This window comes from Companilactobacillus tucceti DSM 20183, assembly GCF_001434665.1.
GTDB classification, from domain to species: Bacteria; Bacillota; Bacilli; order Lactobacillales; family Lactobacillaceae; genus Companilactobacillus; species Companilactobacillus tucceti.
In genome coordinates, this window is the sequence record NZ_AZDG01000005.1 from 98,789 (window position 1) to 125,685 (window position 26,897).

The window sequence follows — 26,897 nt, forward strand, 5'->3', positions numbered from 1 at the left end:
CTTTATTTATGAATCACCCTTCTATACTAAATACATCCCCTAGAAATTAAGCAATGAAGTCCCCCGCTTCATTGCTTTTTTATTTTGATCGAATAAATTTCTTCTAATGCAATCATACGTTGTTTAACGAATAACTTATCCTCAAAGAATCCTTCAATATAACCCGTTATAAATTCAGGTATTTCATTTTCCAGATTTCTAGTATTCAATTCAATAATCACAATATACTTTTTAACAACAGCTTGATTGATCACAGAAATTATTTCTTCTTCAGACATTTGAACTGAATGATTTCGATCTCTTTTTTTCTTATTAGATTGTTCCATCTTATTATATTTAGAAGTATGGTCACTTAAATAAAATCCATTCCATTTCATCATCCCACGATCATGATATTCATGTAAAAATCGCGTTACTAAATCCGGATCGTACTTAGTCATAGGCATTGCCTCCATTATGACCACCTACTAGTTTGGAACGTTCAATAGCAGTAGCACCTTTGGACAAACTGGAAGTTTTTACGATTGATTTAAAACCATAACGCTTTCTGATCGAATCAATTGTTTCATCGACTTTTCTTTCTTTAACTCTAGTTTGCTTATCATCCAAAAGATCCAATTGTAAAACATTATCATCTGATAACTGACCACCGGAAAAATATAAATGTCTAATTGGTTCTCCTTGCCAATACTTTCTAAACATTTGGATGGATAAATCAGCCAGTTCTTTATTTAAATTAGTTGGTTCTATTTTCATCGAATGAGAGAAACCACTACTTTTAGTTATCTGTTTAGCGTCATAGGAAAAGCCAACTCCTAAACTAATACATCCAGTTAGTTTGTGATGTGCTCTTAATCTTGATGATACTTGTTCCGCTAACTCTCTTATTACAACTTCAATTTCTGATTGTTTAGCATAGTTTCTAGGCAGAACTTGTGAGTTACCATACGATTTATCTTTTGCATGATGTTTTTTTTTGACGATTGAGCGATCTATGCCCCAGGATAAAGCAAACAACTGACTACCCATTATTCCAAATCTCTGCTTTAACATATAAGGATTATGATGAGCTAAGTCGTAAACCGAATAAATATTTAGCTGCTCTAATTTAGCAGCGGTACGTTTTCCTATAGACCATAGATCACTCAAATTTCTAATTGGCCACAATTTGTCAGGCACATCTTCATAATGCCATTCTCCTATTAAACTGTAGTCATGCTTAGCTTCAATATCTAAAGCGAATTTTGCCAACAAAGGATTATCTCCAATACCAACGGTAACGTATAAACCTAGTTGTTTTTTGACCTCGATTTGAATTTTACGTGCTACTTCAAATGGGCTCTCACCAAATAAATGCCAACTATGCGTCATATCCAAAATAGATTCATCAATTGAGTATGGCTGAATGTCTTCTTCAGCAGTAAAAGTCTCAAAAATCTTGTTGATCTGTAAATTTCTTTTGATATACAGATTCATTCTTGGTGGCGCTATAACTAAACGCGGATCATTGATTGGCACTTCACTACACCTAGTAACATTAGAGATATTAAAAAGTTTCTTTGCCATGGGCGAGGAGGCTAAGACTAACCCATCACCGGTATTATCTGCCTGAGACATGACAACTAAAACCGACTCTAATGGATTTAACCCATGTTCGACTGATTCCACTGAGGCATAGAAAGACTTGTTATCAATCATGAAAATCACATGTCTGGGCTCATAACTGTAATCGTACATCTTGTTCATCCCCAAAAATTGTTTTCATGATTATTATACAAACATATGTTCGCATTGGCAACATAAAAAGGAGTCATGATATAAATCACGACTCCGGTTTTATCCTTCATACTTTTATAGACTTAAACGTGTAAAAAAAGACTGCAACCTCCACATAGCTACGAGCCACAAATGATTGATAGTGCCAATCATTCATGTCTCTAGGCTATGCTCCGGTGGCAAACCGTCTTTTTTTTCACTCTATTACTTTATATTATAGTGTGTATCATCTAATGAACTCTTCAATTCATTTTCTTCAAAATCGCCTGATACTGTAACATTATTATTTTCCAAACTTACGGAAGCATTTGTTACACCTGAAACATTTGAAATCTTTTCAGTAACTGTATCAACACATCCTTGGCATTTCATTCCTTCTACTGCATATGTTTTTTCCATTATATTTTCTCCACTCATTTATTTGGCTAATTTAAAGCCCTTTAATCTTAAAGCATTCAACAAAACTGATACTGAACTAAAACTCATTGCTGCACCTGCTATCATTGGATTAAGCAATGGTCCTCCAAACAGAGTTAAAACTCCCATAGCAACGGGGATTCCTAGTGTGTTGTAAGCAAAGGCCCAGAATAGATTTTGTTTAATATTTCTAATCGTCGCATGACTTAACTTAATGGCATTAGAAACATCCATTAAATCATTTTTGATCAAAACAACATCAGCAGACTCAATAGCAACATCTGTTCCAGAACCAATTGCAATCCCAACATCAGCTTGGGCTAAAGCAGGAGCATCATTTATTCCATCTCCGACCATAGCTACGATTTTATTATTTTGAAGTTTTTTAACTTCATTGGCTTTATCTTCTGGTAAAACTTCGCTCAAAACTCGATCGATACCTACTTGTTTAGCAATAGCATTAGCTGTTTTTTCATTATCACCAGTCAACATCGCCACTTCAATATCCATCTTATGTAATGCCTTGATTGCCTTTGCACTACTTGGTTTTATTGTATCTGCCACGGCGATTATACCTATTAATGTATTATCAAAAGATAGATACATCGGCGTTTTTCCTTCATCAGCCAGTTTGTCAGAATCACTTTTTTGAATATCGATATTAATATTTTTACTAAGCATCAGTTTATCATTACCTAGTAAAAGTGTTTTATCGTCAATCTTTGTTTCAATCCCTTGTCCAGGAATTGCTTTAAATTCATTTGTATTTTGCAGAGTTAAATTTTTATCTTTAGCACTATCAACAATCGCTTCACCAAGTGGGTGCTCTGACCCCAGTTCAGCACTTGCAGCAAGCTGAAGTACTAAATCACTTTTATAACCATTTGAAGTAATAATATCTGTCACTACTGGTTTGCCTTCAGTGATAGTCCCCGTTTTATCGAATACGATCGTTTGAATTTTTCGAGAGGTTTCTAAGGCATCCCCACTTTTGATCAAAATTCCATTTTCAGCTCCAAGTCCAGTTCCCACCATAATAGCTGTTGGCGTTGCTAGACCTAATGCACATGGACAAGCAATTACTAGAACAGAAATCGTTATCGTTAAAGCAAAGATCCATGATTGTTGACCTAATATTAGCCACAACAGGCCTGATAAAAGTGCCAACGTAATAACAACTGGTACAAAAACACTGGAAACTTGATCAGCAATTTTAGCTATCGGTGCTTTAGAACCTTGGGCATCCTCAACAAGTTTGATAATTTGAGCTAAAGCAGTATCAGAACCCACCTTAGTAGCCTTAAACTTAAAACTAACATTTTTATTTAAAGATGCTCCAACTACTTTATCATTAACTTTTTTATCAACCGGCATACTTTCACCAGTGATCATTGATTCATCAATCGACGAAGAGCCTTCAACAATGATCCCATCTACTGGTATTTTGTCACCAGGACGAACCATCAAAATATCGCCAACTTGAACTTCATCTAAATTTATTTCTATAATTTCCTCATTTTTTACAATAAAAGCTGTTTTAGGTGCTAATTTCATCAATTTCTTAATAGCATCTGAAGTCTTACCCTTTGAGACAGCTTCAAAATATTTACCCAAAGTTATCAAAGTTAAAATGACTGCTGCTGACTCATAATATAAATTCGTCGCAAAAGTATTATTACCTAGATAAGTCATAATTGTTCCATAAAGACTATACAAAAATGCGGCACTAGTACCTAACGCAACTAGTGAATCCATATTGGGATGACCTTTGAATAAAGATTTGAATCCCACAATAAAGAATTCACGACCAAAATAGATAACTGGTAAAACTAATATTAATTGAATCGTCGCAAATGAAACTGGATGACTCATAGGATCTATCATTTCCGGAAGTGGCAAGCCTACCATGTGCCCCATGGCAATATATAAAAGCGGAATTGCAAAGACTGCTGACATCCAGAACCTTTTCCACATTGTTTTGATATGTTCTTGTTTATAATCAGTCGTATCTTTTTTTTACAGTGTCACTCACTAATTTAGCAGAATATCCAGCATCACTTACGGCAGTGGTAATATCTGAAATTCTTAGCTGTGACTGATCAAAGCCAACATTCATCTTTTCACTTGCTAAATTAACATTAACTGAATCAACACCTAATTTAGACACCGCTTTTTCAATAGTCTGTGCACAACTGGCGCAAACCATTCCTTCAATATCAAAAACACGATCAGTAATGTCTCTAACTACAGAATATCCGGCGTCATCAACAGCCGTAGCAATATCTTCAATCGTCACCGACTCATCATAATCGACACTCAATTGTTCAGTAGCATAATTAACACTGGCTTTTTTAACACCATCTAAATTACTGACGGTTTTTTCAACAGTCTGAGCACAGGATGTACACACCATCCCCTCGATAGCATATGTACCTTTAGCCAATCTATCACCCCCACATTTACATTTGTAGTTCCTTAATGGCTTAAGCATATCATAAGGTCTACATTCGTCAACACAAACTGCAAAAAATTAGGGAAAAGACTAAGTCTTATCCCTTTATCAAAAGCATTATTCCAAATAAAAGTAACAATCCATAAACATACTTGACCATTTCAGCACTATTTATCTTAGTACCTACCCAATTAGAAAAAGGAATCAAGATGAATAAAAATGGAATCGTCATTAACAGTAATTTAACAACTTCCATATTCCAAAATCCTGAAACCATTTGACTGGAAACAACGATCAAACTGACACACATAAAATGTGATTGTAAAATACCCCGAAATTCATTGGCTGTCCATTCTTTCATAGTGCCATAAATTGCTACAGCTACACCATGACTGTCAAAGGCACTGCCCAAAATACCAGAAATCCATCCAAAAATATAATCCCAAAATTTTGAATACAGTCTGACTTTTAAATTTTTATTTCTAAGTACTTGAATCAAACTATAACTACTATATATCAACAAAAATAATCCTAGAATTCTTCCAACAACTTTAACATCAACATATTTAACCAAAGTAATTCCAACTGGAACTCCAAAAATTGATCCAATAACTAAACGTTTGATAACAGACCAATCGATTTCTGAACTATATTTTAAAGTTGCCGGAATAGCAACCAACAGTCCAATTGCTCCAATTAAAGCCGTTGAAGTTTTTAAGTCAAATGATATTAAAGTTAACATTGGCATAGCGATCAATGCATCCCCAAAACCAAATACAGTTCGTATGAATGCTCCAAACAGCATGATGCTGATCACAATGATTATTGTTGACACTAGCAATTACACCCATCAGGGATGCAATTACATTCTATTTCTTCAACAGGTTCTTTGGCATTCAAAGAAGTTTGAATTTTATCCACATCTGCCTGTGTTAATTCTGAATTATCAATTAAATATGCAATTGCTGATCCAACTTTTTTAGCACAAACCTGATTGAAGAATTTTTTGGAAGCTAAGTCTATAGTGTCACTCTCATCCATAGTTGCGGTATAAATAAACTTGTTCCCATCCTTCTTAGTTTTTACTATTCCTTTATCAGATAGACGTCTCAACAAGGTTTTGATAGTTGCTGGTTTCCAATCCATTGACTCGCCCAAGATGTCAATCAATTCTCTAGATGTAGCTGAATCAAGTGTCCAAATGACACGCATAATTCGCCATTCAGCATCAGTTATATTTATATCTTTTTCCATCATGTATCTACCTCAAATCTTCTACTATATTTAGTCTAGCGGATTACCACCAAAAGGCAAGTTACTAATAGACATATCTATCGCAAAGTGCTTTTATTAAGGTAAACGTTTACTAAGGAGAATACCATGAGCCAAACAAACTTACCTAAAGCTATTAATAATTTCATTAAATATACAAACGAAGGTGATTCTGACCAATTTGTTGCTCAATTTTCTAAAGATTCTACCTTAAATGATTGGGGAAATATTTATAATACGCCAAAAGAGATTGCTGTTTGGAATAAGACTGATAATATCGGGAAACAATCTCACTTTGAACTAGTTGATGCAAAGGAAACTAATACTAATAAGTGGATAGTAAATCTGAAAGTATCTGGTAATGGATTTAATGGAACAAGTCCATTTGAAATCATTATCGAAGATGATTTAATTAAAAGTCTACAAATTTTGCCCGATTAAAGATAGTTCAATGATATACAGCTTTCAAGCAATAAATAAAACGACCTTATCAATCCAAAGTCAGATTGATAGGGTCGTTTCGTTTTAATTTGTTCCAAAATATTTTTAATATTTAAATACTATCTGTTGCTTCCCAGGAAATTGTCGATTGATATGTTCCGGTATAACTAAAACCACTTGAATTAGTACTTGAACCCAAGCCTTGACCAGCGGTTGCCAGCAATATACCTGTATCATCGGTCCACTTTGAGGCTATATCAGTAGTAACAACACTATCACTAGTAGTTGAGCCCTCATATTTATCCAAAACTACTTGTTGATTCTCCATAGGAGTAGTTAAAGTTCCATAACTTGTTGGAGTTACATATGTCATATATCCAGCCAATTTAACAGGCGGTCTACCATCGCCAAAATGTTGATAAAATGTCGTTGCAGAAGCCTTTAATGTCCAGTTAGATTTATAACTTTCCACTTTTACTCCCCAGTCACCATCACGCTGTATATCTTTTCTACCATAGTTTCTAAAACTCTTAAATTTATAATTGTCGTCCGTTTTGATATCTACATAACGGGAACGGAACGTTACATTGTAATCTTCTACATTTGACTTTCTTCCATACGCATCATAATAGTAAATAAATGCAGGATAAGCTTTATCAGAAATTACTGGATTATCAGGATTACTGAACCCATAATGAGATCCCACCAAGGTATCTTGCATCGGCACATCCTGATTATCATACATGCTAGTGACAAGGTCATCATCCAGCATTCGCATAATTCTATCTTGAGTTGCATTTAATGTATTAAAGGAAGTGATTGTTGTTCCTGAAAACTGATAATTTTTATCAGAATATGATATATTAACGGGCAATTTATAATTCCCGCCTAAAAGAGAACTAGGATTATATGATTCTATATCTTTAGATACCACACTGATATTAAGTTCAACATTAGGAACATTAATAACAAATTGTGTAGGGTTCGACTCATGACCTTTTTCATCTTTCAAAGTAACAGTAATAATATTCTTACCTACTTCTAATCCATTAAAGCCATATTTATCTGTGTACTGCTCATAAGTAAACGTTTGTTCAGAAAGAGGACTTCTAGTACCCATCATTTTATAAACAACTGGATCAACTTGAAAATCAAATGTCCCATCATCATCATAAGTTGCACTCTTTGCATCTTGTACATTAGGTTTATCTGTATCAGCTTTAGACGTTATTTGATAATTTACGGTCAGACCTTTAGTAGTACCATGTGCGTCGCTTCCATCAGCATGTTTATAAGTACCCTTAATATCTACAGGATTATCATCATTAACAGTATATCCATCACCATCAAATGCCTTATCTTTAGTAATAATCAAAGAATTAGCCGCAACGGTAACGTTATACGTCAAGATATTCGAAACTATTGTTTGTTCGGTATTATTGTAGTTATTTTGAACAATTTGAACGGTGATAGTATGTGTTCCAACAGCCAATGGTTTCATTATAAGTGAAAAGTTCTTGTCACTACTGGCTGTATCTTGGACTGGTAATTGTCCCTCACCATCAATCGTTGTATAGATATACATATTTTCATTCTTAAAAACTACGCCATCATCATTTTTATAATCCATAGTACCTGTTAGATTAAAAGTATCGTCGGCATATGTCTGAACAGAATCATTATCTGTTGCAGCAATAATTGAATTTGGTGCATCTTTTATATCAAATTCAGGGGTGTCATCGGCGTTATCATAATTATCTGCTTCATAATCAATGTGAGAACTCTTAACTGTTTTACCAGCACTACCAGCTACAGCATTCAACACGATCCTAGCTGTAACGTAGTCTCTGGCTGTTCCAATATCATCGATCTTAGTAGTTAGATTACCATCAGAATCTACTGCACTAGAATCAATATCGGTGGTTGTGGTTTTACTTCCATCGTCAGATGTATAGATAATTTTTCCAACCGATCCAGATTTATTAAAAGTTACATTTTTAGGCAAACTAATAGTTGCTTGCATATTGGCAGTAGCTTCACCGCTCTTAAATACAAACATATAATTAAATTCCAAATTATCACTTGGGTTAACTGACTTAGTATCGACATACGATTGTGCTTGACTATCCATAACTGTATTACTGTTGCTAATTTTTGATTTAGTAGTCTGATCGACTACATAAGCGTTTGTATCTGCCGTTAAGACAGCATCTTGAACACTAAGTGAAACTTGACTATCTGCAGCATTAACTTGTTGGCCACTTACTATTATTAATGTTAATAAACCCAACAATGAAAATATAAGCGGGTATATCAGTCTCCTTATTTTAATCATATTACCACCCCATACTTTAAATAAACCTTGTCCTGAATTAAAAGAGTTTACACTAAACGAAACAATATCTTATGTTAATAAGTTTATATTAAAAATGTAATAAAAACCCATCATATTAGAATATTATTTCTTGTCAAAAATGGGCTTAAAGCCTTATATAACGGCAAAAAGATATAACTTTCTCGTTATATCTTTCTGAAATTAAATATATTTTGCTGTAACTGATTTTTCATTATCAACTAGACCATTTACTGGACCTTGGTAGATAATCTCCCCACCACGGGAACCGCCATCTGGACCAATATCGATTATCCAATCCGCACTGCGCATGACATCGACATTATGTTCGATAACGATGACTGTATTTCCCTTATTCACTAGATCGTTAATAATCTTAATTAAATTCTCTGTATCGGAAATATGCAAGCCTGTTGTCGGTTCGTCAAGTATGAAAATATTTCCTTTTTTACTCAATTCCTTGGCAATTTTTAGACGCTGACTCTCTCCACCAGAAATCGTACTTAATGATTGTCCAAGAGTTAAATAATCTAAACCTACATTTTGAACTTTTTTAAGCTTATTTTTTATTTTATTATCATCAAAATATTCGACTGCTTCTTCAATCGTAAGGTTCATAACCTCGACAATATTTTTATTCTTATATTTAAATTTCAAAACTTCGGGATCAAATCTTCCACCATGACACAATGGACATTCGATTTCAGAATTATCCATAAATGACATATTCAATTCAATAACACCTTTACCCTTACACTTAGGGCACGCTCCTTTAGAGTTGTAACTAAACAAACTATCTTCAACGTTATTTACAGATCCAAATAGTTTTCTAATATCGTTCATTGCTCCAGTGTATGTTGCTGAATTGGAACGACTATTAGCATGTAATGGGCTTTGATCTATCACAACTGCATCTGGATTTTCTTTAGCAAAGACTTGTTCTACTAATGAACTTTTACCAGATCCTGCCACACCCGTTATAACGGTGAATAGGCCTTCTGGAACTGATAATTGAATATCTTTCAAATTATGTAAGCTACTCTTAGAACTACTGATAAATTTATCTGGAGTCCTTGGGTCATCATTAATTGGCAATTCATTTAATAAATACTCACCTGTTAAAGTATCTGATTTTAGCAATTCTTCATAACTACCAGTAAATTGAATTTGACCACCATGAATTCCAGCTCTTGGTCCAACATCCACAATATAGTCAGCAATCTTTATAACGTCTGGGTCGTGCTCAACAACTAACACCGTATTACCATTATCACGTAATTTTAATAACAAATCATTTAACCTATGTACATCACGAGGATGTAAGCCTGTACTTGGTTCATCTAAAATATAGATCAGATCTGTTAAACTATTCGAAAGGTACTTAACAGTTTTAACTCGTTGACTTTCACCACCAGATAAAGTGGATGTTTCTCTAGTTAAACTTAAATAATCTAGGCCAATATTGATCAAACTATTGAGACGTTCTTTTAAATCATCTATTAATGGTTTCATTGTTTCATCAGTAAATTGATCCAATGTTTTCAGTAAAACATCAAGTTGCATATCCGTTAAGTCAAAAATATTGTATCCATTAATTTTTGAACTCAAGACATTTTCATTAAAACGAGTCCCATGGCACATTGTACAAGTTGACATTTCAGCAAATTTCTCAATCTTTTTGCGTGCCCCATCACTCATAGTTTTATTATCTTGAATATTTGTTCGATAAAATCTCTTGATGATCCCCTCATAATTTGTCTTCAGAGAGTTACCTTTATAATCAACCGTTATTTCTTTTTCACCATTTAAAAGGTCTTCCATCTCGTCATCAGTAAAATCTTTTACTGCTTTATCATTATCAAACAATCCTGAATTAAGCAAAGTCTGTAAATAAAATGAATTCTTAGAATACCCTGGCAATAAGACTGCCCCATCATTTAAAGACTTATCAGTGTCTAAAGCAGTATCTAATTTAACTACATAACTTTTGCCAAGCCCTTCACAACGAGGACACATCCCCTCAGGATCATTGAATGAAAATGCATTACTTGCATTACCATATTTAGGGGAACCAAATCTGGAAAACAGAATTCTAAATAGTGGGCTAATATCACTGACTGTTCCTAAAGTTGAACGAGCATTACCACCAATCGGCTTTTGGTCAATAATAATTGCCGTTGATAAATTATGAATTTCGTCAGCATCCGGTCTTTTGTATTTCGGCAAATATAATCTAGTAAAACTATTGTATGTACTATTCAATTGTCGACCAGCCTCTTGAGCTATCGTATCAAAGACAATTGAAGACTTACCTGACCCAGAAACACCAGTAAAAACTGTCAATTTATTCTTTGGAATTTTTAAACTAATATTTTTTAAATTATTCTCTCGGTCATTCACTATCTCGATAAATTTTGTGTCGGTCATATTGAACCCCCAGTAATTTTATTCTGTTTAAAAGGATATTAATATTATCATATATTGCTTGGCATTAGAATATATTTTTTCTTCTTAATTGTTTTGTGTAAACGCGTTACAAACGCATAACTGTTTCCGCTTAAAATAATATAACCCAGCAATCCTTTCGGATTACTGGGTTATATTACTTTAATGCTCGAAAGTTGACCATACTTTGTAACACTCTCTACTTAATATCATAATCTATTGGATCTATTTTCTTAGAAGCTGGTTTTAAGTGGAACATTGCTCTAAAGAAGACTACTAATAAAACAACAACTCCGAATGTAAATATAAGATCAGGGACTGATCTTGCAATCGTTAATCCCATAATAACTGGATCTTGATAGAAACTAGCAAGTCTTGCGTGCCAATATCCATGTTCTAGGGCATCTTTCAATTGGAAGAATCCCATTGGCATCAATGTTATAAATACCATTCCTGCTAGTCCGACATTCATTGTAATGCAGGCCCATTTGATCCATTTTTCTACCTTTTCAGTCCAGAATTCTGTCTTAGTTAGATGGCGAATTGCAAATAGCATAATTGCCACCGAGAAGAATCCATAAACACCGGCCATAGATCCGTGAGCGTGGGCTGATGTCCATTGTGTTCCGTGTTCAAAGTAGTTAATTGCTGGAGCATTTATCAAGAATCCTAATGCTCCGGCACCAATGGCATTCCATAATCCTGTTGATACAAGGAACATAAATGTACCTTTATATGGAAAGTCAGTGGCACTATCCTTATAAACTCGATAATGAGTATATGCTTCCCAAACTAATAGACAAAGAGGTATTACCTCAAGTGCAGAGAAACATGAACCTAGTGCTAACCAAATTGAATGGTCACCTTGCCAGAAATAATGATGTCCCATTCCGACAACACCTGTACCCAACAATAAAATAAGTTGGAAATACAGTGCTCTGATTGTCGACTTGATAGTTGTTAATTTCATATCGACTAACAAGTAACCTATCAAAATAACCGCGAATGATTCAAAAATTCCTTCTACCCATAGATGAACGATCCACCATCTCCAGTAGTCAGCAAATGTTACGTGTGAATCTGGAAGAATGAATAGTGAAGCTAAATAAAATGCTGGAATTGCGATCGAACCGCATAGTAACAGTTGTAATAAACGTGAACGATCCAAATTCTTTTTAATTTTAATTGCTGGTAAAAATCCTCTTAGTAGAATAATTACCCAAAGAACCATGCCAATTATAAATAGAACTTGCCAGAATTTACCCATCTCAGCGTATTCCCAGCCATAATGTCCAAATAACCACCATTTGTCATTAATAATACCTAAAGTAGATCCCCACTCACCAAGCATTGATCCTGCTACAACTACTAGCAATGCATCAAATAGTATATCTACTAATAGTCCTTGACGTTTGGGTTCTCGACCAATAATTCTTGGCGTAATATATATTCCGGTCGCTAACCAAGCCGTTGCAACCCAGAAAATAACTAATTGTAAATGCCAAGTCTTGGCTAAATTAAACGGCCAAATATTTTGAAGCGGTATTCCGAAGAATGAATTTTCAACATAATAATGAGCTAATAATTCACCCAAAAGAACCTGTACAAAGAACATTAACATTACGATCAAGAAATACTTAGCTGCTTTTCTTTGCGAACTTGTAATTGGTTCATCTGTTCGTATCTTTTTAATATCCTTGTAATCCGATGTATATTGCATATCCAGGTGGTAACGTTTGTAGAAGTAAATAACCGTTCCCACTCCGGCAACAAGTAAAGCTACAGACATTGCAGTCCACAACATAGCCTCTGATGTCATTACATTACCGGCATCTAAATCGTAAGGCCAATTATTGGTATATGAATATGTTCTGTCTGGTCGATTAGTTGATGATAACCATGCTCCCCAGAAGAAGAAGTACGTCATTTGATCAACTTTATCACCTGACTTCATGAAGTCATTTGTCATATTCTTGATCATATTCTCTGGAAGCCCAGCTTCATCAGGATTATTTTTAAATACATCCCGATAATAACTAGTCAAATAATTAAGACCAGCCACTTGAGCAGTGGTTAAAACTAATTGATCTTTCTTTTCATTGTATCGATTAGTTCTAATTTCTTTTTTGACGACACCTTTGATACCAGACTTTTGTTCAGTAGATAAATCTTTGAAGTCTTTACCGTACTCTTTGTCGGCATAATATTTATCCATACCTTTTAAATAAATATGTAGTGCTTCTGCCGTATAATCTGGACCAAAATAAGTACCATTTCCTAAATATGTACCATAATCGGTCAATCCATATTTTTCAAAAACCGCTTGTCCAGAAACTAATTCTGCCTTTGTTACAAAAGTTTCACCTGAAGTATTAACGATTTTTGAAGGTCTAGGTGCTTCATTTTTAAAGATCAACAAACCACCAGCTATTAAAATAGAAAATGCCCCGACTAGAACAAAAAGCAAAATCTTATTCAACTTCTTATAAGAAGTCATACAATTCCCCCTTAAAAACAATTCATTAATTTTAAACTAAACTGCATAAACGTAAATCAATTTATAAATAATGTTGATTATTTTCAGGAACTCTTAAAAGTATTTCTATATAAAAAATTTATATCTATCCAAATCATGTATTCTTTTAATTCGGAATGCAATTTAATTTCAAAATTAACTATATCCCTAGAATATAGGCTTTTACGCCATTTGTAAACACCATATTATATTAATTAAATTCTTATAATATATAGTTTGTGATTACTTTCGATGTTTGTTGTAAGCGTATACTATAATACCGAGGGTTGTTTACTATAAAACTTGTGAAAAGCAAAAAAAATAAACTAAATTTTTTTAGTTTATTTTTTCTTTAAGAACTATTCTAATTTTATTTTTCGCAATTTTTGATCATTCTATCTATCTCTATCAATTCATTTTGATTTCGATTAAACTCTGAGAAGACTTTTGCACGATTCAATAATTCATGAACTTCTTCATCTGTACCCTCTGTATCACAGACGTTGACTGATAATTGTAAATACAATCTAGCAATGTAATAAGTAACATGATTATCGGCACAAATCTTTACACCATAATTCAACAATGTATTAGCTGTCTCATAGTCTTTTTGATTTGAATAATAAACACCGCAATAAAATATTATGCTGATATAACGCCATATTTTACTTACATCATCAATTGGCATTCCATAAATATCATTGAATACCTTGCTGAAATAATATTCACTTTTATCGGAATCTTCTTGCTTGGCATAAACCATCCCCATGCCTGTATAAGCTAAGAAAGTGAATATTGTTTTTCCATCTGGATCAAGGTCAGTTAGGATTTGATTGAAATCAAATACCGCATCAAATAAATCTCCACCTTCATCCAAAATATTTAAATAGCCTTTCAGATAATAATATTGCATCAAAGCATCTTTATCATCTTTCAAAAGTTGAACATCGATCTTCTTCATTATTTTCCATGACTTATCGAATTCACTCGTAATCAAATTGAATTCAACATCGTTCATCGATGTAACTATTTTTTTTGAAGTACTATCACTAATATCCATAATATCGTCTAAAGAAATATTCAAACGATTACATAGTTGAATCAAAATTCTAAGCGATGGAATTTGCCCATTATTTTCAAATTTACTCAAAGTTGCTTGAGTGCAAACTCCGTCGCTAAGGTTTCTTTGTGATAGTCCTAATTTCTTTCTTCTATCTACAAAATATTGTATGTTCATTCGGCGAACACCTCTATATAAAAATATAATATCCTCATATCTAGAATTATATACTCATCAGTAATCGCTTACCATATAGATACAGATGATTTTTGAAATATACAATAATTATATTGATATGGCATAATTATTATTCTTTTGGGGTATAAAAATGGGTTGGATAAAATTGGTTGTCCTCTTAGACGCGTAAGAACACACTGTTTTTTTGTTTAAAGCAATTATATGGTCAATCTAATTCTAGGTGCTCTCTTCCTTTCTTCTCAAACTTGCTGCTTAAACGCGCAATAACACACTACCTTTTTTCTGCTTAAAGCAATTATTTGTCAATCCAATTCGAGGTGCTCGCTTCCTTTCTCCTCAAATTTGCTGCTTAAACGCGCAATAACACACAGCTTTTTCCGCTTAACACAAATAGGGTAGTCAATCCGATGGATTGACTACCCTATTTGCCTTAATGCTCGAAAGCTGAACGTGTGTTATTGCGCTCTCTACTTATTTTTCAAATCTTCAATAGAATTAATATTCTTCATATACTTAGGTACTGCTAAACCGACTTTAGCACCTTCTAAACTAGGTCCTAAATCTTCAAAGCGTCCTTTGTAGTCTTTATAGTAAAGACCTGCTGTCTTAGGCAACCATGCACTAACTTGTGCATCGGCTGCTTTAGTGGCAATGGCGGCCCAGGTTGGTTGTTGTTCCATTGCTTGAATGGTTACTTTATAACCTTGATCACGTAATACTTGCGCGATCACGTTAGTAGAAGCAATTTCAGAATCCCAAGCAACATAAGTCATCTTAAGTGACTTACCGTGAACTTTCTTAACTCCCTTAGTCCACTCACCAACTAAATCAGGATTATCTTTGATCCATTCTTTAGCAGCTTTATTAGGGTCCATACCATTATTTACCTTCAGCATTACTTCTGACATTTGGGCTGGTTTCCAGTGGAAACGATCCAAAATAGTATATGCTTCAGGATCATCACTCTTTAGACCCTTACGAACGATCGTATGAATACTTTCGGCTTTACCGAAAACATTTTTAGGATCTTTTAAGAATTTAATAGGATACTTAGTAAACATCCAATGTGGTTGCCAACCGGTAATCACAATCGGACGCTTGTCTTTAATAGCTTTGTCCAAAGTACTTGTCATAGCAGCAGTTGAACTAGTTTGTAATTGCCAGTTCTTGTCTTCTAGGCCATATGCTTTCAGAGCTTTTTGAGCTGAAGACATAATACCTGCACCGGCATCTATCCCAGTAACTGTGTAATTTATTTGTGAACCTAACTTTTCCTTACTATTGTAAGGTTTTGTCTGTGAACTACATGCTGTGATCACTGGAATAATCAGTAATGTTACAAAGAAAAGACTTAAAAGCTTTAATTTTTTCTTCAAACAATCCCTCCTATCCTTTATGATCTCTTGTTAATGATTGTGTCAATCTATCTAAAATAATTGCCAAGATAACAATTGCAAGACCAGCAGCAAAACCGCCACCAGCATCATTTCTACCAACAGCAAAGTAAACTTTAGTACCAAGACCCATAGCACCGATCATTGATGCGATAACAACCATTGATAGAGATAACATCATACTTTGGTTAACCCCAGCCATTAAACTAGTCTTAGCAATTGGCAATTCGACCTTAAATAGTTTTTGCCATTCTGTTGATCCATAAGAATCAGCAGCTTCAATCAACTCAGCAGGAACTTCACGAATACCCATATTAGTCATTCTAACTGTTGGAGGCATCGCGAAAATAACTGAGGCTACGATACCAGGAACCATTCCGATACCAAACAATGCAACGGCTGGTATCAAGTAAACAAAGGCTGGCATTGTCTGCATGAAGTCAAGGATAGGCTTCAAGATAACTTCAGCAATATGACTTTTAGCCATCAATATCCCTAAAGGAATACCTATAACTAAAGCAATCAAACTTGAAGTTAAAACCAATGTTAAAGTTTGTGTCATATCACGCCAGAAATCTAAGTTCCAAATCAAAAGCAAACCTAGAAATTCAAAAATCAATAAGCTCCAACGTTGATCTTTTCTATTAACATAAAATGTCAAACCTAAGATCAAAATAATAAAGAGCCAAATTGGAATAATATCGAATACCCATTGAAAGGCATTATTTATTCCGCCGATAAAATTAGTTATCGCATTAAAGAATCCTGTAAATTGTACTAACCAATCAACAAAACTGTCGATCCAACTAGCCAATGGTAATTGTGGAATACTATTCAAATTCACTCACCTCATTTCCTGCTAGTGCGCCAAGAACGGCACCACGAACGATAATTCCCTTAAGTTGTCCTTTGTCGTTTGTAACCGCAAAAGGAATACCTGTTTGTGAAATATCATCCATTAATTCAGAAATTGGTGTTTCCTCATTAGTAGTAGGAACATCTTCTTTAACTACTGAACGAAGATCACTGCTATCATGTCTAACTAAACCAATAACGTCATTAGCATCGACGATACCAATTAGTTTACGTTTATTATCAACAACATAAGCTGTTGAAACTTCATTATTCTTCATACGTTTCAAAGTAAGTCTTGGACCAGCTTTATCAACATTTATCGTCACTGGACGAATCATTACATTTCCGGCTGTTAGAACCTTACTACGATCAACGTTTTCAATAAATTCTTCAACATAGTCATTAGCAGGATGTGTCAAAATATCTTCTGGAGTCCCTGTTTGAATGACTTCACCATCACGCATGATCATAATGTGATCACCAAGCTTCAAAGCTTCATTTAAATCATGACTGATAAAGATGATCGTCTTTTTCAAACTTTCTTGAATATCCAAAAGTTGATCCTGCATATCTGTTCTGTTCAACGGATCAAGAGCTGAGAAGGCCTCATCCATTAAAAGTATTTGTGGGTCATTAGCTAATGCACGAGCTAGACCAACACGTTGTTGCATACCACCAGATAATTGATCTGGATACTCATCGTCATAACCCGTAATACCTACTTGTTCCAAAGCTGTCTTAGCTCTTTTACGACGTTCTTCTTTTTCAACGCCTTGTATTTCAAGACCATATTCAGCATTTTCAATTATTGTTCTATTAGGTAATAATCCAAAATTTTGGAAAACCATACTCATTTTCTTACGGCGAACATCACGAAGTTTCTTCTTGTCCATCTTCATTAAGTTTTCGCCATCAATTAAAACTTCACCATCAGTTGGTTCGATCAATCGATTGATCATACGAACCAAGGTTGATTTACCACTACCTGAAAGACCCATAATAACGAAAATCTCACCGTCTTCAATCTCAAAGTTAGCTTGATCGACACCGACAGTAGCCCCTGTTTCTTTCAGAATCTCCGGTTTAGATTTGCCTTGCTTAATAAGTTCTTTTGCACGGCCGACATGTTTACCAAAAATTTTAGTTAAATTTTTAACTTCAACTTTTATACTCATTAAATCCTTCTTCCCTATTCTGGAATATACTTCACTATGCATAAAATTAGCTCTCAATTTTGAGAGCTATTTAGTCATAAAGTTGTTCATTTAAAGCTTAAAATACGCTTTATAAATTGTTATTCTATGGAACAAAAACGCTATTATCTATAAGCAATAAATAATAGCAGCACATATTTATACTAACAAATAGATAACATGTTTGCAAATAATAGCACTTATATTTTACAAAAAAAGCGATTTCCATCATATGATGAAAACCGCTTTACTTGTTATTGTAGTGCCCTTTCCAGAGCTTTAGAAAATTCTTCAGCATTTCCGACGTAGTAATAATCAGAATACTTAAATATTGGAGCATCCTTGTCAGTGTTAGCAGAGACAATTGTTTTAGCATTAGAAATTCCTGCTGTATACTGCACTGCACCAGAGATACCTAAGTTAATAAGGATATCTGGAGATACGCTCTGTCCACTTTGTCCAATTTGATCGTTAATATCGAATTCATCGAGGTCAGTCAATGGACGAGTAACTCCGATAACCGCATGCAATTTATCGGCTAATCTTTTTGCGTTAGTTAAATTTTCTTCTGTTTTATCACCACGACCAATAGCAACTATACGACTTGCTTCAGTTATGCTTTCTGCACTTTCTTGAGGTAGAGGTTTACTTAAAATAGTCAATTGATTATCTTTAACAACTTTAAGGTTAGTAATATTAATAACTTTAGTTGAAGGATTGTTAAACTTTTTAGCTTCAAAAACATTTGAACGTACTGTAGCCATTTGAGGACGATGGTTAGGAACAACGATCTCACACATGATATTGTCACCATATGAAGGCTTTGTTTGTACCAAAGTATCGTCATCTTCAAAATGAAGATCTAAACAATCAGCTGTCAATCCTGTTCTCAATCTAGCTTGTAATCTAGGTGCCAATGAACGTCCGACCACTGTAGCGGCGAAAACAAAACTATTAGGGCGACCAGTTTTATCTATTAAAGTATCCAAAGCATTGGTCATTTCCAAATCGTTTCCTTGAGCAAGTTGATCATTTTTAATAGTAATAATTTTGTCAGGTCCATACTCTTTAATATCATCTTCTAATGATTCATTAGAACCTTCAATGAGGACAACTGTTACTGGTAAATTACTTATTTGATTCATTTTAGTAATTAATTGATAGGTGATTGGATTCACTTTATTCAAATCTACTTCAGCAAAAATCCAATTTTCTTTTAACAATTCCATTATTTGTCCTCCACTAAAATATTCTTATCTTTTAAGATTCTAACTAATTCGTCTGCTGCATCTTGAGGGTTATCAGCTAATTTATGATTATCCTTAGCAACTGCTTCTGGTGAAGAGATACTTCTAACAACAGAAGGAGATCCAGCTTGTCCAACACGATCATCATCAAGATTTAAATCACTAGCATGCCAAGTAATAACTGACTTTTCAAAACTCTTAGCAATCTCTACTACATTGACATATTTAGGTTCATTAGCTTGATCCGTCACTGTAACTAATACTGGTAATTTAGCAATAACATCTTGTTCAACCGTTTCAAGGTAACGTTTGATTCTTAAAGTATCGCCGTCGACATCTAGTTTACTTGCATAAGTAACTTGCGACATATCCAAGAACTCAGAAACGATTGGTCCCATTTGTCCTGTATCCGCATCAACTGATTGTTGTCCCAATAAGACTAGATCAACATCACCGATTTTTTTAATAGCTTCACTTAAAACATATCCTGTAGCTAAAGTATCTGCTCCAGCAAAAGCACGATCAGATAAGAGAATTGCTGAATCGGCTCCTAGAGCCAAAGCTTCTTGTAACGAAACAACGAAATCATCAGGACCCATTGTCATAACAATTACTTCTGCCCCAGTTTTGGCTTTTATATCAAAGGCAGCCTCTAAAGCGTGACGATCATATTGATTGATAACACCGCTAATGCCGCGACGGTCAATATTTTTAGTCTTCTCATTGATTTTAACGTTTGTTGTTTCTGGTACTTGTTTAATTCCTACGACTATTTTCATAATATCCTCCTAAGCGCGACTTTCTGCTTCTTTTAGTGCAATTGCGGTTCTCATCTTTTCAACAGTTCCTTCAGCTATTTCCATAGCACGGGCATCTCTTATCAAATGTTCAATTGGATAATCCAAGCTGTATCCATATCCACCAAGGATCTGCAACGAATCATCTCCCGCTTTAACAGCACTTCTTGAACCATAAGCCTTAGCCATAGCAGCTTCTTCTTCGTAATCTTGACCATGATCCTTCATCCATGCTGCCTTTTGATAAAGTAATTTGGTTGTTTCTTTAGAAATAGCAATATCAGCAACTTTTCTTTGAATACCTTGCATCTGAATAATTGGAGTATCGATTGCCTTACGATGCGTTGCATAATCAGTTACTAAATCAAGCTCATGTTCCATTATTCCTGTTAAAACGGCTCCCATAAGAACACGGGCATCATCATGGGCACTATCACCAATTTCTTTTCCCATACCGACTTTACCTAGTAAGTGTGATTCATCTACTTCAATATTGTTCATAACGATCTCACCAACCGGAACACCAGTCAATCCTAGGAAGTTCTCTTGTTTGCCGTATTCAAATCCTTCCATCTCATTATCAACAACAAAAAATGATAGTTCTGTCGGAGCAGTTTTGACTAACACACAATAAATTTCTGCAAGTCCACCATTAGTGATCATAATTTTGTCACCATTGATAATCCATTTATCGCCACTTTTTTCAGCATGTGAATTTATTCCCATCGGATTAGATCCACCACTTGGTTCCGTCATTGAAAAGGCGATTACGCGATTTTTTGCTTGTGGTAAGTATTCATTTTTTAGTTCATCACTACCATATTTCACAATCTGGTCAACCGATTTGAAATGTCCTTCTAAAGTAACTGCCAAACTAGCATTACCTTTGGCGATTTCATTAATGACTTTTGCAGTCGTACGTCCGTCAAAGCCGGCACCACCGTATTCCTTAGGTAACATCAAACTAAGAAAATCGTTTTCCTTTACCTTTGACCATAGGTCATTGACGTAAGAACGTGTGTGATCTATATCCATATCATATGGAGCCACTTCATTTTTTACGAATGATTTAACCATTCTAAGTAAAATATCTTGGCTGATTGTTTTTTGATCCATAGTAATTCTCCTTTTTGTTAATTTTTTCACATATGTAAGTAAAAAAATATTAGTTGATTAAATGGTTTCTGAATTCCACTTTATGGGCTCATCATATAACATCTTTTATTAAATGTAAATAAGAATAATATATTATTCGATATTCTCAAAATATATCAAAAGGACAAATAAAAAACTCCCAGAATTTTCTGGAAGTTTTAGGATACATTGCTTGAGGGGAAACACGGTATCCAACTATTGCGGGCTTTACTTCCCTAACCTGCCAGGCTCGGGAAGTTTAAAACTTAGTATTGTCTGCCCATGTATCCGTCAAGAAGTAGTTATTCATTTGATAGTGTGTTTGACTTGGATCAGCATTTTTATCTTTATAGAAATTCTTTAAATGTTTATCCAACATTAACCAACCACGCCATCCCATATGGATAGTATCTTCAGCAATGTAATTTTTATTTTTAACATTAGTTAAATCAACAATGTTATTAAATCCTTGTGACTTCAATTGATAAGTGATCTTCTTATCGAAGTTAAGTAATGAACTCTCTGGCATACCAGTATATTTAACCCATTTAGGATTTACTGGCTGGATCACAAACATAACTTGAACATGATTTTGTTTGAACATGTATAGCAATGCTTGGAAATCGTTATATTCAGGAGAGTGCAGATAATCAACGTGTTTATGTGCATCTTTAAATTTATAGATACGTTTCATCAACTGTCTCTTATAATATGAGTCACCGATCTGTAGATCATTTTCATGAGAATGTTTCTTAGCCATCTTAGCTGCTAATTTATTTAACTTCTTATAATCATAATCATCAGGTAATTTGGAAGCTGCTTTATTTATCTTTTCTTGATGATCATTTAAGAATGCCGTTCCAAATAAATTATCTTGGCTTTGAAGACTAGTTCTCGTGAAATGTTTGATATAAAAACGTTGTGTTTTTGTAATCTTTTGTCCGTTAGCAATTCTTTGAAGAGCTTGGTTTTCAATTGGACCTTCTTTAACTCCCAATTCAATTGCACGACGAGCAACATATTCATTCATTTCTTTATTTCCGTGGTTAGAGTTTAAAATAAATCCACTCAACTGCATTGGCGATAGGAAATATTTAAAGGCATCTGATGGAACACCTTTTTTAGTAAACCACTGTGGTGAAATGATAAAGACCGCTTTTTTATCTTTTAAGTTAGTCATTCCATTAACGTTAAATGCTTGTGTTAATGAAGCTGTTCCGGGGTTACCCAACAAGAACGGTTTGTTTTTCCAATGATATTTTTGTGCCATGGAAGATGGATGGAATGGATCCATTCTGGAAAGTTCAGAAGATCCAATAATAGGAATGTAGTTCTCTTTTTCGGCCGCATTCTTTACATCCTCTCCCTTTAGAACACGTATATCTAGAGAGGTAGACGCCTGATCAATTTTTTCTGGTGTAATTGTCTTAAACTTGGTTGGTGTCCACAAAAGCAATAACAAGGCGACAGCTGCAACTATTACAGGTCCAAAAGTCATCCACAACTTTTTTTTCATAGGTTATTCCAATTCTGCTACACGATCAGAAATTTTGTTTACTGTTGACCATTGTGAGCGATCAAACTCTGAAACTGGAACTTGAATGCCAAATTCATCCTGTAATGTTACGAGTACTTCAACTGTTGCCATTGAATCTAAGATACCATCAGCGAATAAATCTTCATCTGGATCACTGCCGACATTGTCCAAACCTGTTACGTCTTGTAAGATGCTAATAATTTTTTCTTCTTTTGTGTTCATAATTGTTCTCCTTTTATTGGAACCATAATGTATTTAAAAATCCTGAGAAAATCAGGAAACTGAAACAAACTACGTTGAACGTTAAAACAATTGCGAATGCCTTAGTAAATTTGTTACTTGGAATCTGTTTACGATGCTTTTTCTTAAATCTAAGCCAAGCATCATTAGTAATCATAGCTGTTGCATGGAATAGTCCATAGACGATGTAAAACCAAGTTTCACCGTGCCAAACACCCATGATAATGAATAGTGCAAAGTAGCCGATGTTAGCCATTGTTACTCTGTTTTTGATCAATTTTTTCTTCATCATGAAGAACATCAAACGCATATAGATGAAATCTCTGAACCAAAATGACAAGGTGATGTGCCATCTATTCCAGAAGTCTTTGATATTAACTGATTGGAATGGACGCTTAAAGTTCATTGGTGTATTCACACCCATAAAGTTACTGATTGCAACGGCAAAGAGTGAATATCCAGCAAAATCAAAGAACAAGTACATACTGTAAACATACATGTAAGCTACTAAAGCCCAAGATATGCCTAACGGAGCTTGATCACGATACGATAGTGCCAAAATTGAGACTTTTGGCAAAAGCAACGTACCAAAGAAATATCCAATAATGAACTTGTAAACTAAACCTAACATCAATTTGTTAGTTCCGCTTTTTAGCATTTCCATATATTTCTCACGGCTAGGTATCTTTAGAACATCCTTTTGGAAACGTGGGAATCTGTCGATAGGTCCAGAAGAAATCGTTGGGAAGAATAGAATAAATCTTAGAAAATCTCCCACCTTAACTTCTTTAATAGCTCCATCACGAATTTCCATAATCATTTCAACTGACTTGAAGGTCAAATAACTGATACCTAAAAATCCAAATAGAGAAATGGTTGCATTCTTTAATAAAGGATCTAATTTTACAAAGGCCAATGGAATAATTGCTAGAATAACCGCCGAAGTAAATATCCAGAAGCTATTCTTATTGTTTTCATTTCTTCGATACTTCAAATACGAGAATACGATCAACATTTCAAATAAAATATAGAAAATCAATGAAATACCTTGTAAAGATTTGTCTCCAAAGAAGGTAATCACCAAAATAATCAAGGTTGCAATGGATTCATACCATTTGAAACGTTTGCCAAACCATAATCCAATCATAATGGGAAGAAGTAGTACAGCTAGATAAACAAAATATTCCGGACTACTGTATGGAGTAATGTTATGCATTGACTTTGCCCATTAGAGCCTTACGATCAATTTTCCCATTGCTGCTGATTGGTAAAGTTTCGACGAATTCCAATACATTTGGAATCATGTAATCCATTGTTGTTTTCTTTAGTTCATCTTTAATTTGAATGTTGAGTTGCTTTTGATCGAGTTCTTTGAATTGATTCTCTAATACTATGTGAGCAATAATTTTGCTTACTTGTTTTTTGTTGTTATAAAGCGGTACAGTACATGATTGTTTAACTTGAGAAAGATTGCCTAACAATGAATCTATTTCTTCAAGTTCAATTCTGTATCCGTGCATTTTAATTTGAAAGTCTGTACGGCCTTTATAAAATAGCATTCCGTCTTCAGATTCACTTACCATATCACCTGTATGGTAGTAGATTCTGTCGTTAACTTTTTCAAAGGCTCGTTTTGTTTGTTGTGGATTATTTAAATATCCTTTAGAAACATCTGGACCGCTGACCATTAATTCGCCAGTTTGATAACCATTTGGATCTTTTACTGAATTATCTAGAAAATGTTGCATATTATCTTTTAGATAACCTATTGGTAAACGATCATATTCAACTAGATCATCAGGTGTTATTTGCACTGAAGTAATGGCAACTGTATTTTCAGTTGGTCCATATGTATTGTAAAGTTTAGCTTTTGGAAATCTTTTTAGTAGCTTTTGTGCTGTAGCGTGTGTTAATTCTTCACCACAAAAGATGAATTTTCGAAGATTTTGTACATGTTCATGATCAAAGTTTCTAAACAAAAGACACATTTCAAAGAATGATGGTGTGGAGATCCAAGTATCAAAACTGGAATTTAAAATAGCATTCTCCAACTGACCAAAATTCTTAGCTGTTTCTTTGTCAACCACGTTTAAAGTTGACCCACTCACTAGACCTGGATAAATACTGAAAACAGATAGGTCAAATGAGAATGGTGCTTGAAGCATTACTTCATGATTATTATCATAATCAAACTCTGAAGAAGCCCAATCAACAAAGTCCAATAAATTATGAGTATTAATCTGAACACCTTTAGGAGTACCAGTAGTTCCAGAAGTAAAGATGATATAAAAGTTATCTTCATCTCCAATACTCAAAGCAGAATCGTAAATATTATTTTCAGAGTCTAAAGCCTCTTTTATTTCTGCTTTAGTAACGACTGGAGTGTCGATATTGAAATCCTCAACATTGCTCCAATTTAGAACTAATACTGGATGTGCAACTGAATTGATTTGAATGATTCTCGCTGGATCTGAGGCGTCATCAACAGGGATGTAGGGATGTCCAGCCTTAATAGCACCCAGGAACATAACTAACATTTCAAATTGTTGACCACCGTAGATTATGATGGGACTTTTCTTAGGAAGAAATTTTCCTTGTAAAAGATTAGCGATTCGATCTGATTCTTTAACTAATTCTTGATAGGTTCTTTTTTCTGAACCGTTTTGATAACAAATACCTTGCGGGTTTCTTACCGCTGATTCGGTAATTCTTTCAATTATCTCGTTCATGTGTTTCCCCTTCTTTCTCTAGAATTCGTTATAAATGAATTTTGCGCTACCGACCCCGCTGTATCCATAGATGTATAGCAACACTATGAAAATTACGAAATAAGCAACAGTTTTAATAACGAAGATCGTAGCTGGCTTTTTTAAAAAAATAAATAAACTATTTTTCATAATCTACACCTCTCGGGAGAATCCTTTCATAAAACTATCTAACCATTCAAAAACTAACAGTGTTCAATCAAGATGATTAATATATCTTTGCTTGATTTATAATCATTATAATAAAAAGACCTCTTGCATAAGAGGCCTTTTTTGTAAATAAAATTTTCGGTTTTTGACGCATTCTTAGTCTCTCTAGGGATTTTGCAGTTATTTGTTTAAACAAATAACTTTAATATTATTTTATTGAGGTAAATCGCTTTATTGCCCCACCCTTATTAGGTATAAAATCCCTGGTTCGATATTTTTAGAATGTTTCTGTAAATAATTCTTAAATTATCGTGTCGCTGACAAACATCTAAAGAAGCTGATGTTCCCCGCGTCTAGTGGCATCGACAAGAATAATTCTATCCATTTATTTCTCATTTTCAAGCTAATTGGCAAAACGGCAACCTTCGAAACACATGACATTTTCATTCTTTTTTCATATTTTTAGCAATAAAATTGTCGCTAAATGTTATTTAGATAGCTATCTCTAATAAAAACTTCATTTATTTAGTTTGGCTAATTGGCCAACTAAAGTACACAAAAAAAGAGGACACGGTTTCCGTCCGTGTCCTCATATGTAGGGTTCTACACTTTCTGGTATTGATGAATAAAATCAATACCAGTTTTTTTGTATCTTT

21 protein-coding genes and 1 pseudogene are annotated in these 26,897 nt (G+C 34.3%); 1 reads left to right on the forward strand and 21 read right to left on the reverse strand.

Features of this window, described 5'->3' with window-relative positions; translation table 11 throughout:
• Positions 1-68 precede the first annotated feature (68 nt).
• From FC72_RS03610 to FC72_RS03635, 6 genes and pseudogenes are all read right to left on the reverse strand, one after another.
• The gene (locus FC72_RS03610; protein ID WP_057764878.1) at positions 69-440 is read right to left on the reverse strand and encodes a hypothetical protein; all 372 of its coding nucleotides are present in this window, start codon (positions 438-440) and stop codon (positions 69-71) included.
• Complete coding sequence (locus FC72_RS03615; RefSeq protein ID WP_083480740.1) at positions 433-1,737, reverse strand: Y-family DNA polymerase; 1,305 nt, start codon at positions 1,735-1,737, stop codon at positions 433-435. Before FC72_RS03615 ends, FC72_RS03610 begins: the two co-directional genes overlap by 8 nt.
• A gap of 243 nt (positions 1,738-1,980) precedes the next feature.
• Entirely contained in the window at positions 1,981-2,175 is a 195-nt protein-coding gene (locus FC72_RS03620; RefSeq protein WP_057764881.1) for a heavy-metal-associated domain-containing protein, read from the reverse strand.
• A gap of 18 nt (positions 2,176-2,193) precedes the next feature.
• A pseudogene (locus FC72_RS03625) lies at positions 2,194-4,636 on the reverse strand (heavy metal translocating P-type ATPase).
• A 106-nt stretch (positions 4,637-4,742) separates the two neighbouring features.
• On the reverse strand, positions 4,743-5,480 hold the full coding sequence (locus FC72_RS03630; RefSeq protein WP_338025121.1) for a sulfite exporter TauE/SafE family protein: 738 nt from the start codon (positions 5,478-5,480) through the stop codon (positions 4,743-4,745).
• A complete protein-coding gene (locus FC72_RS03635; protein ID WP_201781792.1) occupies positions 5,480-5,899 on the reverse strand; it encodes a CopY/TcrY family copper transport repressor in 420 nt (139 codons plus the stop codon). Before FC72_RS03635 ends, FC72_RS03630 begins: the two co-directional genes overlap by 1 nt.
• Before the next feature lie 126 nt (positions 5,900-6,025).
• On the opposite strand from FC72_RS03635, the gene FC72_RS03640 reads away from it, so the two are divergent.
• Entirely contained in the window at positions 6,026-6,358 is a 333-nt protein-coding gene (locus FC72_RS03640; RefSeq protein WP_057764886.1) for a hypothetical protein, read from the forward strand.
• Positions 6,359-6,470: 112 nt separating this feature from the next.
• Here FC72_RS03640 and FC72_RS03645 read toward each other — a convergent pair whose 3' ends face one another.
• From FC72_RS03645 to FC72_RS03715, 15 genes are all read right to left on the reverse strand, one after another.
• Positions 6,471-8,693, reverse strand: a complete 2,223-nt coding sequence (locus tag FC72_RS03645; RefSeq protein WP_162253518.1) for a hypothetical protein — start codon at positions 8,691-8,693, stop codon at positions 6,471-6,473.
• Positions 8,694-8,894: 201 nt separating this feature from the next.
• Complete coding sequence (locus FC72_RS03650; RefSeq protein ID WP_057764890.1) at positions 8,895-11,138, reverse strand: ATP-binding cassette domain-containing protein; 2,244 nt, start codon at positions 11,136-11,138, stop codon at positions 8,895-8,897.
• Positions 11,139-11,355: 217 nt separating this feature from the next.
• Positions 11,356-13,653: a nitric-oxide reductase large subunit gene (locus tag FC72_RS03655; RefSeq protein WP_057764891.1), complete on the reverse strand. Its 2,298-nt coding sequence runs from the start codon at positions 13,651-13,653 to the stop codon at positions 11,356-11,358.
• Between the two features lie 388 nt (positions 13,654-14,041).
• The gene (locus FC72_RS03660) at positions 14,042-14,908 is read right to left on the reverse strand and encodes a helix-turn-helix domain-containing protein (protein WP_057764894.1); all 867 of its coding nucleotides are present in this window, start codon (positions 14,906-14,908) and stop codon (positions 14,042-14,044) included.
• Between the two features lie 488 nt (positions 14,909-15,396).
• On the reverse strand, positions 15,397-16,305 hold the full coding sequence (locus tag FC72_RS03665) for a glycine betaine ABC transporter substrate-binding protein (protein WP_057764896.1): 909 nt from the start codon (positions 16,303-16,305) through the stop codon (positions 15,397-15,399).
• A gap of 10 nt (positions 16,306-16,315) precedes the next feature.
• Positions 16,316-17,161, reverse strand: a complete 846-nt coding sequence (locus FC72_RS03670; RefSeq protein WP_057764898.1) for an ABC transporter permease — start codon at positions 17,159-17,161, stop codon at positions 16,316-16,318.
• Positions 17,154-18,353, reverse strand: a complete 1,200-nt coding sequence (locus tag FC72_RS03675) for a quaternary amine ABC transporter ATP-binding protein (protein ID WP_057764900.1) — start codon at positions 18,351-18,353, stop codon at positions 17,154-17,156. Before FC72_RS03675 ends, FC72_RS03670 begins: the two co-directional genes overlap by 8 nt.
• Before the next feature lie 272 nt (positions 18,354-18,625).
• Positions 18,626-19,600 (reverse strand): electron transfer flavoprotein subunit alpha/FixB family protein, encoded by a 975-nt coding sequence (locus FC72_RS03680; RefSeq protein ID WP_057764902.1) that lies wholly within the window; start codon positions 19,598-19,600, stop codon positions 18,626-18,628.
• Positions 19,600-20,397, reverse strand: a complete 798-nt coding sequence (locus FC72_RS03685) for an electron transfer flavoprotein subunit beta/FixA family protein (RefSeq protein WP_057764904.1) — start codon at positions 20,395-20,397, stop codon at positions 19,600-19,602. Before FC72_RS03685 ends, FC72_RS03680 begins: the two co-directional genes overlap by 1 nt.
• Positions 20,398-20,406: 9 nt before the next feature.
• Positions 20,407-21,531 (reverse strand): acyl-CoA dehydrogenase family protein, encoded by a 1,125-nt coding sequence (locus tag FC72_RS03690; protein ID WP_057764906.1) that lies wholly within the window; start codon positions 21,529-21,531, stop codon positions 20,407-20,409.
• 277 nt (positions 21,532-21,808) lie between these two features.
• Positions 21,809-23,065: a D-alanyl-lipoteichoic acid biosynthesis protein DltD gene (gene dltD / locus FC72_RS03695; RefSeq protein WP_057764907.1), complete on the reverse strand. Its 1,257-nt coding sequence runs from the start codon at positions 23,063-23,065 to the stop codon at positions 21,809-21,811.
• A gap of 3 nt (positions 23,066-23,068) precedes the next feature.
• Complete coding sequence (dltC, locus tag FC72_RS03700) at positions 23,069-23,308, reverse strand: D-alanine--poly(phosphoribitol) ligase subunit DltC (protein ID WP_057764909.1); 240 nt, start codon at positions 23,306-23,308, stop codon at positions 23,069-23,071.
• Positions 23,309-23,321: 13 nt separating this feature from the next.
• Positions 23,322-24,542, reverse strand: a complete 1,221-nt coding sequence (dltB, locus tag FC72_RS03705; protein ID WP_057764911.1) for a D-alanyl-lipoteichoic acid biosynthesis protein DltB — start codon at positions 24,540-24,542, stop codon at positions 23,322-23,324.
• Positions 24,535-26,055 (reverse strand): D-alanine--poly(phosphoribitol) ligase subunit DltA, encoded by a 1,521-nt coding sequence (dltA, locus tag FC72_RS03710; protein ID WP_057764912.1) that lies wholly within the window; start codon positions 26,053-26,055, stop codon positions 24,535-24,537. The genes dltB and dltA overlap by 8 nt, the downstream gene beginning before the upstream one ends.
• An 18-nt stretch (positions 26,056-26,073) precedes the next feature.
• On the reverse strand, positions 26,074-26,223 hold the full coding sequence (locus FC72_RS03715) for a teichoic acid D-Ala incorporation-associated protein DltX (protein WP_057764914.1): 150 nt from the start codon (positions 26,221-26,223) through the stop codon (positions 26,074-26,076).
• Positions 26,224-26,897 lie beyond the last annotated feature (674 nt).

Bases quoted from the DNA above. Each gene is read 5' to 3' on its own strand.
- FC72_RS03645 (WP_162253518.1), bottom strand. From the start codon at position 8,693: ATGATTAAAATAAGGAGACTGATATACCCGCTTATATTTTCATTGTTG.
- FC72_RS03680 (WP_057764902.1), bottom strand. From the start codon at position 19,600: ATGGAATTGTTAAAAGAAAATTGGATTTTTGCTGAAGTAGATTTGAAT.
- dltB (WP_057764911.1), bottom strand. From the start codon at position 24,542: ATGCATAACATTACTCCATACAGTAGTCCGGAATATTTTGTTTATCTA.
- FC72_RS03640 (WP_057764886.1), top strand. From the start codon at position 6,026: ATGAGCCAAACAAACTTACCTAAAGCTATTAATAATTTCATTAAATAT.
- FC72_RS03615 (WP_083480740.1), bottom strand. From the start codon at position 1,737: ATGTACGATTACAGTTATGAGCCCAGACATGTGATTTTCATGATTGAT.
- FC72_RS03715 (WP_057764914.1), bottom strand. From the start codon at position 26,223: ATGAAAAATAGTTTATTTATTTTTTTAAAAAAGCCAGCTACGATCTTC.
- FC72_RS03635 (WP_201781792.1), bottom strand. From the start codon at position 5,899: ATGGAAAAAGATATAAATATAACTGATGCTGAATGGCGAATTATGCGT.
- FC72_RS03690 (WP_057764906.1), bottom strand. From the start codon at position 21,531: ATGGATCAAAAAACAATCAGCCAAGATATTTTACTTAGAATGGTTAAA.
- FC72_RS03655 (WP_057764891.1), bottom strand. From the start codon at position 13,653: ATGACTTCTTATAAGAAGTTGAATAAGATTTTGCTTTTTGTTCTAGTC.
- FC72_RS03660 (WP_057764894.1), bottom strand. From the start codon at position 14,908: ATGAACATACAATATTTTGTAGATAGAAGAAAGAAATTAGGACTATCA.
- FC72_RS03610 (WP_057764878.1), bottom strand. From the start codon at position 440: ATGACTAAGTACGATCCGGATTTAGTAACGCGATTTTTACATGAATAT.
- FC72_RS03675 (WP_057764900.1), bottom strand. From the start codon at position 18,353: ATGAGTATAAAAGTTGAAGTTAAAAATTTAACTAAAATTTTTGGTAAA.
- FC72_RS03620 (WP_057764881.1), bottom strand. From the start codon at position 2,175: ATGGAAAAAACATATGCAGTAGAAGGAATGAAATGCCAAGGATGTGTT.
- FC72_RS03650 (WP_057764890.1), bottom strand. From the start codon at position 11,138: ATGACCGACACAAAATTTATCGAGATAGTGAATGACCGAGAGAATAAT.
- dltC (WP_057764909.1), bottom strand. From the start codon at position 23,308: ATGAACACAAAAGAAGAAAAAATTATTAGCATCTTACAAGACGTAACA.
- FC72_RS03685 (WP_057764904.1), bottom strand. From the start codon at position 20,397: ATGAAAATAGTCGTAGGAATTAAACAAGTACCAGAAACAACAAACGTT.
- dltA (WP_057764912.1), bottom strand. From the start codon at position 26,055: ATGAACGAGATAATTGAAAGAATTACCGAATCAGCGGTAAGAAACCCG.
- dltD (WP_057764907.1), bottom strand. From the start codon at position 23,065: ATGAAAAAAAAGTTGTGGATGACTTTTGGACCTGTAATAGTTGCAGCT.